Below are 9,800 nucleotides of genomic sequence, written 5' to 3'. Positions count from 1 at the left end.
CCGTCATAGACGGTGACGCCGCGCGTGGCGGCGTCATAATAGACCATGAAGGCCCCGCCGCCGAGCCCCGAGCTTTGCGGTTCGACCAGCCCGAGCATCGCCTGGACTGCGACGGCTGCGTCGACGGCGTTGCCGCCGCGACGCAGCACGTCGAGCCCCGCTTCGACCGCGAGTGGATGCGCGGCCGCGACGAACGCCTGCTCGTCGGCGGAAGAGGGAGCGGACGCCGCGGGCGGAGCGACCGTTTGCGGCGGCGCGACCGGCGCGCAGGCCGCGAGCAGGCCGGCGGCGAGCAGGAACAGGCGGCGGCGCATCATGGTTCCACCGCCAGCGCGCCGGGGCGCCGCGGATCGGCGGCGCCGAGGAACAGGCCCTTGTCGATCATGATCGATTGTTCGCTGCCCATCGTTTCATCGCTGGTGATCGGATGGCCCATCGCCTTCAGCGCGGCGACGGTGTCCGGGTTGAAATTGGGTTCGACGCGCAGCGTGTCGCTCGCACCCTGATAGATGCGCGGTTGGTGCGTCGCTTCGGCGATGTTCATGCCATGATCGATGACGTTGACGAGAACCTGCACGACCGAGGTGATGATCGTGCTGCCGCCGGGGGTTCCGGTGACGATCCACGGCTTGCCGTCCTTCATCACGATCGTCGGCATCTGCGTCGACAACATTCGCTTGCCCGGCTCCATTGCGTTGAGCGGTGGCGGTGTGCCGGTTCGCTGTGCCTCCCAGGCCTGTTCGTGGCTGAAATTGTTCATCTCGTTGTTGAGGAGGATGCCCGTTCCCGCGATCATTACCCCCGATCCGAAGTCCGAACCGAGCGTGAAGGTCGTCGAGACGACATTGCCGTCCTTGTCGGCGACCGAGAAATGCGTCGTCGAGGGGCTTTCGTAGCGGAGCGGGTCGCCGAAAGGCATGGCGTCGATCGGCTTGGCGCGCGCAGGGTCGATCAGTTTCGCGCGCTCGGCGGCATAGGCTTTCGAAATGAAACCGCCGACCGGCGCGGTGACGAAGGCGGGATCGCCCATCGCGCGGTAGCGGTCAACATAGCCGAGCTTCATCGCCTCGGCCATCACATGCAGCGACGCCGCCGAATTGGCGCCCATCGCCTTGATGTCGAAATGTTCGAGCTGGTTGAGGATATTGAGCAGCGTTGCCCCGCCCGCGCTCGACGGCGGCGCGGTGTAGATGGTGTAACCGCGGTAGCTGCCGACCAGCGGGGCGCGCTCCTGCGGGCGATAGGCGGCGAGGTCGTCGAGCGTGATAAGCCCGCCATGCGCCTTCATGTCGGCGGCGATCCGGCGCGCGACTTCGCCCTTGTAAAAGCCGTCGGCGCCATGCTGCGCGATCTCGCCCAGCGTCCAGGCGAGGTCGGGGCGCTTCATCACCTCGTCCTTTTGGTACAGACTGCCGTCGGGCTTGTAGAAGGCGGCCTTGCCCGCCGCGCTCTTCGACAGCCGATCCTTGCCCCAGCTGAAAACGAAAGCCTCGTCGGCGCTCAGCCGCACGCCGTCGGCGGCCAGCGCGATGGCGGGAGCGACAATCTTGTCCCACGACAGCTTGCCCCATTTGCGATGGGCATATTCGAAACCCGCGACCGTTCCCGGCACCGCGGGCGCCAGATAGCCGTAGCTCGCGACCGCGCGCTCCTTGCCGCGATTGTCGACGAACATGGCGGGGGTCGCGGCGCGTGGGGCGACCGAGCGGAAATCGATCACGCGCACCTCGCCCGAGGCGGCGTCGTAGACGCTCATATAGCCGTCGCCGCCGATATTGCCCGCGCGCGGTAGCGTAACCGACAGGGCGAAGCCGACCGCGATCGCGGCATCGACGGCATTGCCGCCTTCGCGCAGGATCTTCGCGCCGACCTCGCTGGCGATGGCGTTCTGGCTGACCACCATGCCGCGCGTCCCCACCGTCGGCGAATGGATCGACGGATATTCGAGGAGGTGGCGGCTCTGCGCGGCGAGCGGCGCCGGAAGCGTCAGCGTCAGCGCGAGTGAAGCGGCGATCAGGCGGCGGAAGATCATCGGCGGACCCTTTTCTTATTCTCTGACGGCCGGTCGGGAAGACGGCGCGGGAGGGGGAGCCCCCACGCCGCCTGTCCCGGCGACCCGGCGGCGGTCAGAAACGCTTGCTGATCGAAGCGTAGAACTGACGGCCGCGGTTGCTGTACAGATCGCCGATATAGCCGAAGCTCTGATCGGCGAGCGGCGCGAGCTCGTTGAACAGGTTGCGCACCCCGATGCGGAAGCGCGTATCCTTGAGCGGGCCCTTCTCGGCCTCATATTGCACATAGACGCTGTGCGACATGTAATCCTTGACGCGGAACAGCGTCCCGTCGGCCAGCGCCGCCGAGGTGTCGTTCACCGGGCCGACATAGCTGCCGTACCAGCCCGCGCCCCAGCCCTTGTAGCGCCAGGTCAGGCTGGCCGATCCGCGCCACTTCGGACGGCCATTCTGTTCAACAAGGCTTTCGGCGCCCGAGATGATGATCGTCGGATCGATGTCGCCCGACGTCTGGGCATCGAGCAGCATCTGCTGCATGTCGCCCGGCACCTGATAGAATTCGAGCAGGCGCGCCGCGTTGACGCGCAGGCTGATGTCTCCGATGCCGGTGTTGCGCACCTGATAATAGAGGCCGAAGTCGATACCGCGGACGCGGCGCGGGCTGAGGTTGGTGTAATTGTCGATCACCTGGATCACGTCGCCGACCGGCGCGATGCCGGTGCCGTCGAAGTCGTCGACATCGGCGGGGGTCGGATCGGCCCGCTGAACATTGGGGTTCGACGAACCCTGCAAACGGAGCAAATAGTCGAGGATGAGTGCATTGGAGTCGCCAAACAGGCCGATCACTTGCTTTTGCCGGATTTCCCAATAGTCGGTGGTCAGCGTCAAACGACCCGCCGCGCCGAAATTCATCTGGAAAGTTCCGCCGACCGACAGGTTTTGAGCCGTTTCGGGTTTCAGCTCCTTGCTGCCCGACCGGTTGCTGACGATGCCCTGTGCCTGACCGCACTCGTCGAAATTGGCGATGCGCGCCGCGCGCAGGTCTGCCTCGCAGCGGATCCAGTCGGTGCGCGTGTTTGACCGCTGGATACCATTTTCGAACAATTGCGGCAGGTTCGGCGCGCGGAAGCTTTCGGACCAGCTGCCGCGCAGCTGGAAGTTGCGCACCGGATACCAGGACAAGGCGATCTTCGGCTTCGCGACCGATCCGAAGCCCTGATAGGATTCGGCGCGGCCCGCAAGTTGCAGGTCGAGTGCATGGACCAGCGGCACATTCATCTCGGGCGAGACCAGCGGCACCGCAAATTCGAGGAAGGCCGACAGCACATCGCGCGACCCGCTGCTGTCGGGGGTCGGGCTCGCGCCCATCGCGTCGCTGCCGTTCGACGAGCCGTCGGGCGCGACATAGAAGATCGTGCCGTCGAGCCGGTCGTCGCGATCGTCCGCAAAGGTTTCGTGACGGAATTCGACGCCGGTCGCCATCCCGACCCGGCCGCCCGGCAGTTCGAACAGGTCGTTCTTGCTGAGCTTGAAATCGGCGAGGTAAAGCTCGGTCGTGCTGATACGGCCGATATCGACCATGAAGCTGTCGATCACCTCCTGCGGATTGGGCGAAGAATCGAGCGTGCCGGGATTGAGCGGATCGCCGCCGTTGAACGGGTTATAGGCGGTCGCGTCGGTACGGCTCAGCGCTTCTTCGAACAGCGTCATCGAAATCGTGTGCATGCTGTCCTTGGTCCGGGCGCGCGAGTAAAGCGCCGCGGTGTCGAAATCGAAGCCGAGCAGCTTGCCGCGCAGCCCGCCGAGGAAGCGGATGGTGTCGTTCTTGACGTTGACGATCGTCGGGCCAGCATCGACCGGGCGATAGTCGATCAGTTCGATCGGCACCCCGGCATCGGACACGCCGGTCAGACCCGGAATCCGGTTCGGGCTGCCGACCGGACCGAAGGGGTTCCAATAGCCGTTGGCGGGGATGATCAGCCGCTGGCTCGACAGGTTGGTTTCGGTATCGCGGTAGGCGCGATAATCCGAATGATACCAGCCTGCCTCGGCATAGAATTCCAGCCCCGAATCAAATTCATGATTCAGGAAGCCGAACAGGTTGAAGCGATTGTTGCGTCCCAGAATCGTGCGCAGATAGTTGGTGTCGTACCGCAGATTTTCATCGCTCGAGACGGTCGAGAGCGAGCTGTTGTCCCAGCAGGTGCCGGCATATTGGGTCGGCGCGATGCAGCCGTCGTTGGTGTCGGGCTGGACATGGAAGATGCCGCTGGTCGTCAGCGCGACGCCGTCGATGCGCGCCGTCGTGGTCGAGGGGGCGTAGCTGTTCGTCAGACGCTGGAATTCGCCCCAGATCGTATCGACCGATGTGTTGCGGAAATCGGTATCGCCCTCGAACGCCGTCCCGACGAGCAGCGGGCGCAGATCCGACGAGCGCGAGTTGTAGCGTTCGCGCGCATAAAGCGGATCGCGGTGGTTGAACGACCCGAACAGCGAAATGTTGGTGCGGCCGTCATTGAACGTGTGGCCCGCTTCGAACGACAGTTCATATTCGCGCTGATCGCTGTCGTCGGTCAGGCTATATTCGCCGGTAACGCGCAGCCCCTTGAAATTGTCCTTGAGCACGGTGTTGATGACGCCGGCGACCGCATCCGATCCATAGATGGCGGCGGCGCCGTCGAGCAGAACCTCGACGCGGCGGACCCCCGTCACCGGGATGGTGTTGGTGTTGACGCTTTGCACCGGAACCAGATTTTCGGACTGGGTGCCGGGGTGCAGCACCATGCGGCGCCCGTTGAGGAGGACGAGCGTGTTGCCCGTGCCCAGCGCGCGCAGGTTGATCGACGCGACGTCGCCGCGCGCGTCGTTGATGCCGCCGGCGTCGCGGCTTTCGTTGAAGGCGACATCGCCCGCCTGCGGAATGGCGCGGAACAGATCGTCACCGCTCGTCGCGGCAATGGCGTCGATATCCTGTTCGTTGAGCAACGTCAGCGGCAGCGCCCCGGCGACGTCGGCGCCCTTGATCTGCGATCCGGTGACCACGATCGCTTCGCCCGAGTCCTGTTCGATATCCTCGGCGATTTGCGGTTCGGGTTCGGCGCGGTCCTGCGCCATGGCGGCGGTTGCACTGGCGAGCAGCGAAATGCCGCCCATCAGGCTGATGAATTTTTGACCCCTGTTCATGCTATTGGCCCTTCCCTGAGATTTGGCAGATAAGCGATTGTATTTTTGTATTAATCCTCTCGATCGATAAGCGCGGCGACGCGCGCGGCCGACCCGGCGGCATAGGTCCAGCCCAAGGCCCCATGTCCCGTGTTCGCGATCACCCCCGGCGCGATCGGCCGCGTGATCGGCAGCGAATCGGGGGTCATCGGCCGCAGTCCCGCCCAGCTCGATTCGATCGCGTCATAGGTCGCCGCCTCGGGCAGCGCAGCGCGGGCGCTGGCGATCAACGTGGCGAGCCGCCGCGGATCGACCGCGGCGTCGCGCTGCGCCAGGTCGGCGAGGCCGGCAATCCGCATGCGATTGCCCAGCCGGGCGAAAACGACCCGGTTCGCAGCGTCGGTGATGCTGACCGTCGGCGCCGCGTCGCCCGGCGCGGCGGTGATCGAATAGCCCTTCATCGGCACGATCGGCAGGCGGACGCCGAAACTCCGCGCCAGCGCGAGCGATCCCGTGCCCGAACATAATAGGATCCGGTCGGCGGCGAACCGCCGACCGTCCCGCGCGACGATCGCGGGGCGCCGCGCGTCGGGCTCGATCGCGGCAATGTCGGTGCGGAACCAGCTCGCGCTTTGTCCATGCGCCGCCAAGGCAGCCCGTGCGCCGTTGCAGAAGCGATAGGGGTCGCCCACTTCCTCGCCGCGGTCGAACACCGCGCCGGCGATTTCCGGCCGGATCGCGCCGAGCGCGGGTTCGATCGCCACCGCCTGATCGGCGTCGATCAGGCTCTGCTTCGCGCCATGTTCGGCCTTCATCGCGGCGACACGCTCGGCCGCCGCAAAGCTTTTGGCGCTGCGATAGAGGATGAGCTTGCCGGGGGCGCTGCGCGCGAATTCGATGCCGTGCCGCTGCGTCAGCCGGTCGAGCGCCGCGCGTGATTCGATCGCCAGCATCAGGCCCGCCAGCGTGTTGCGGCGGAACCGCCCCGCCGAGGCGTTGCGCAGAAAGGCGATGCCCCAGCGCAGGAAATCGGGATCGAGCGAGGGCGTGAGGCGAAAGGCCGGATCGAGTCCCATCAGCAGCCGCGGCAATTGCGCGACGGTCGACGGGCTCGCGAACGCGTCGGTATAGGCGTAGCTCAACTGCGCGCCATTGGCGAAGGAGGTGCCAAGGCCCGGGCCCTCGGCCGCGTCGATGAGCGTGACGCGGTGGCCGCGGTCGGAAAGGGTCAGCGCGGTCGCCATGCCGACGACGCCGGCGCCGATCACGATCAGCTCCTGCGGCCGCCTTGTCTGCGGCGGTTCGTCCTGTCCGAACGTGGCCCGCATCGATCAACCCGATCCCCCTGTGGCAGGGCGAAAGGGAAAATGCCGCCGCCTGCTCGCGGGGCAGAATATCGAAGGGTCACGCAGCGCAAATATGCAACATTTGTGACATCCATAGCCAAAGGCTATGGGCGGTCGGCGCGGATCCCCTCGAGCGTGTCTTCGAGCGTGCGCAGAAACTGGCGCGCGATCTTCGACGGCGGCCGGTCCTCCAGCGTGACGTAGGACACGGTGAACCCCAGTGGCGGGTCGGTCGGCAGCCAGCGATAGCCGGGCGACTGCCAGGCGCGCGCGGTGAATTCGTCGATCACCGTGACGCCGGCCTCGAGCTGGGCCAGACGCGCCGCGATGAAGAAGGTCTGGACCGACACCGATTCGCGATAGGTAATGCCGCGATCGCGCGCCGCGCGGGTGAGGACGTCGCCGATCGGCCCCGTTGCCGCCACGCCAATGACGTCGCGATCGGCCAGCTGGTCGAGTGCAAGGCGCAGGCCGGCATCGGCGAAGGCGCCGTCGGGGAAGAAGACGACCAGCTCGCCTTCCGCCAGCAGCGAGCGCGTCAGGCGCGGATGGCGCGGCGGGGTGTAGGCGATCGCGATATCGGTTTCGCGCTCGATCAGCGATTGCACCAGATCGTCATGATGATGCGTATGCACCTCGAAGGTCACGCGCGGCCATTCGCGGCGGAACTGGGCCATCGCCTGCGGTACGACGTCGAGCGCCAGGCTGGGCACGATGCCGAGCCGGATATGCCCGCCGCCCGCTTGCGACAGATTGCGCGCCGTATGCTGGAGCGAGGTGATGCGGTCGAAAATATCGCCCGCCTCGTGCATCAGCGCATGCGCCTCGTCGGTGGGGACGAGGCGGCCGCGGGCGAGTTGGAACAGCGAGAAGCCCAGACCGTCCTCGGCATGGCGCAGCGTCTTCGATACCGAAGGCTGCGACACGCCGAGCGCGCGCGCGGCGGCGCTGATCGACCCGTGCGTATAGACGGCGTGAAAGACTTCGATCTGGCGAAAGCGCATGCCGCGACTGTACTCCCGCAAAAGCTGGGGTCCAGTGCCCTTTACGCTCATGCGCGCTGCGCGATCGCCTCGACTTCGATCAAGGCACCGTCGGCGAGCAGCGCCGAGACCACCGTGGAGCGCGCGGGGAAGGGCGCGCCGAAATGGCGGCGATAGGCCGCGTTGAACGCGGCGCCGAACCGCGCGTCGGTCAGCCAGGCCGTCACCTTGACGACATCGGCGGCGGTGCAGCCTTCGGCGGCGAGCACGGCGATCAGATTGGCGAGCGCCTGTTCGGCCTGCGCTTCGATTCCTCCGGCGACGATCTTGCCGTCGTCGCCGCGCGCGAGCTGTCCCGATGTGAAGACGAGCGACCCGGCGCAGCGGGCAGGGGAAAGCGGCGGTCCCGGCATGATGATCCTCTCCTGTTTGGCGGTGACAGGCTTCTAGGCGCAGACCATTGAGCAAAATATCGCCGATTGGCGGGTGATCCATAGCTATGGGTTATGGCGTGCAACTTTCGGCGGGAGCGCGGCGCCGATGGCGCAACCGGAAGATTTTGCTGGCGGTTTGTCCGGTCTCGCGAGCGCCCAAACGGTCGCCGTAGCGTAAACTGTTGCTTTTTGGTCACGAATTTCGGGAAAATCCGCCATTGTCACCGCGATGGCGTTGACGCGGCCCGCCGCCGTATTACAGCGACCAGTCACCGCCAGTGCATCCCCTCCTTAGGCCCGATGGGTCACCTCTGGCGGTATGGAGAGAGAGACTATCATGACTTTGCGCAACATTTTGTTGGGCGCCACGATGCTGTGCGCCGCGACCACCCCCGCCATCGCTTTCGCTCAGGACACCGCCGAGGCGCCCGCAAGCGACACCGATTATGGCAATGACATCATCGTCACCGCGACCAAGCGGTCGCAGACGCTTCAGGATACGCCGATCGCCGTTTCGGTGACCTCGGCCGCCGATATCCAGAACGCGCAGATCCGCGACCTCATCGACCTGCAGTCGGCGGTCCCCAGCCTTCGCGTGTCGCAGCTCCAGTCGAGCGCGAACACCAACTTCATCATCCGCGGCTTCGGCAACGGCGCGAACAATCCGGGCATCGAGCCCTCGGTCGGCGTCTTCATCGATGGCGTCTATCGTTCGCGTTCGGCCGCCCAGATCGGCGACCTTCCGAATGTCGAGCGCATCGAAGTGCTTCGCGGTCCGCAGTCGACTTTGTTCGGCAAGAATGCGTCGGCGGGCGTCATCAGCATCGTCACGCAGAAGCCGCAGTATGAATTCGGCGGTTCGGTCGAGGCGAGCTACGGCAATTACGACGCCTTCGTCATCAAGGGCGACATCACCGGCCCGATCAGCGACAAGATCGCCTTCTCGCTCGGCGGCAACTACAACCGCCGCGACGGCTATGCCCGCGACGTCAACCTCGACACCGACGTCAACGATCGCAACCGCTGGGGCGTGCGCGGCCAGCTGCTGTTCGAACCGACCGACGCGCTGACGATCCGCCTGATCGGCGATTATGACAAGATCGACGAGAATTGCTGCATCGCCGGCAACGTCATCGCCGGCCCGACGGTCGCGATCACCAATGCCCTCGCGGGCGGCCCCAGCGTCGATGCGAACAATCCCTTTTCGTATCGCGTCTACAACAACTTCCTGTCGTCGAACCTGATCAAGAATTACGGCGGTTCGGGCCAGATCGACTATGATCTCGGCAACATGTCGCTGACCTCGATCACCGCCTATCGCGAGGTTCGCTCCAACACCAACCAGGATTCGGACTTCACCAGCGCCGACCTGATCGGGCAGAAGTCGGACGATACCGCGATCAACACCTTCACGCAGGAACTGCGTCTGGCCTCGGATTTCGACGGTCCGATCAACTTCCTGATCGGCGGCTATTATTTCAACGAGAAGATCAAGCAGCACAGCCAGATCTATTTCGGCGACGATTTCCGCGCCTATGGCAATGCGCTGATCCAGGCGGCAAGCGGCGGGGCGCTGAGCGTTCCGGTGCTTGAAGGGACGCTTGGCACGCTCGAAGGCAACCCGGCCAAATATGTGGGCACCTTCTTCCGCGCCGGTGACGGCATGGACGAATATTACGGCATGAAAAACACGGCTTGGTCGATCTTCGGCACGGTGGATTTCGACGTGACCGATCGCCTGACGCTGACCCTCGGTGGCAACTACACCAAGGACAAGAAGCGCTTCACGACCGACGTGACGAGCACTGACGTCTTTTCGGGCATCAACCTCGATGCGCCGGCCTATGCGCCGTTCCGCAACCA

At 65.2% G+C, this 9,800-nt stretch carries 7 protein-coding genes; 1 reads left to right on the top strand and 6 read right to left on the bottom strand.

Going from position 1 to position 9,800, the window contains the following annotated elements; translation table 11 throughout:
• The 6 genes from ABS88_RS04735 to ABS88_RS04710 form a co-directional block, all read right to left on the bottom strand.
• Positions 1-317 (bottom strand): gamma-glutamyltransferase (locus ABS88_RS04735; RefSeq protein ID WP_286749270.1); only part of this gene is annotated, 317 nt, incomplete at its 3' end.
• Entirely contained in the window at positions 314-2,032 is a 1,719-nt protein-coding gene (gene ggt / locus ABS88_RS04730) for a gamma-glutamyltransferase (RefSeq protein ID WP_286749269.1), read from the bottom strand. The genes ABS88_RS04735 and ggt, both read right to left, overlap by 4 nt.
• Positions 2,033-2,126: 94 nt before the next feature.
• Positions 2,127-5,195 (bottom strand): TonB-dependent receptor domain-containing protein, encoded by a 3,069-nt coding sequence (locus ABS88_RS04725; protein ID WP_286749268.1) that lies wholly within the window; start codon positions 5,193-5,195, stop codon positions 2,127-2,129.
• Positions 5,196-5,245: 50 nt separating this feature from the next.
• On the bottom strand, positions 5,246-6,502 hold the full coding sequence (locus tag ABS88_RS04720; protein ID WP_286749267.1) for an FAD-dependent oxidoreductase: 1,257 nt from the start codon (positions 6,500-6,502) through the stop codon (positions 5,246-5,248).
• A 122-nt stretch (positions 6,503-6,624) separates the two neighbouring features.
• Entirely contained in the window at positions 6,625-7,524 is a 900-nt protein-coding gene (locus tag ABS88_RS04715) for a LysR family transcriptional regulator (protein ID WP_286749265.1), read from the bottom strand.
• A 47-nt stretch (positions 7,525-7,571) separates the two neighbouring features.
• On the bottom strand, positions 7,572-7,916 hold the full coding sequence (locus ABS88_RS04710; protein WP_286749263.1) for a RidA family protein: 345 nt from the start codon (positions 7,914-7,916) through the stop codon (positions 7,572-7,574).
• 358 nt (positions 7,917-8,274) lie between these two features.
• Here ABS88_RS04710 and ABS88_RS04705 point away from each other — a divergent pair.
• A partial coding sequence (locus tag ABS88_RS04705) for a TonB-dependent receptor (RefSeq protein ID WP_286749262.1) occupies positions 8,275-9,800 on the top strand: 1,526 nt, incomplete at its 3' end.

It is taken from the genome of Sphingopyxis sp. SCN 67-31 (assembly GCF_001725095.1).
This window is presented reverse-complemented; position numbering and strand designations above follow the sequence as displayed.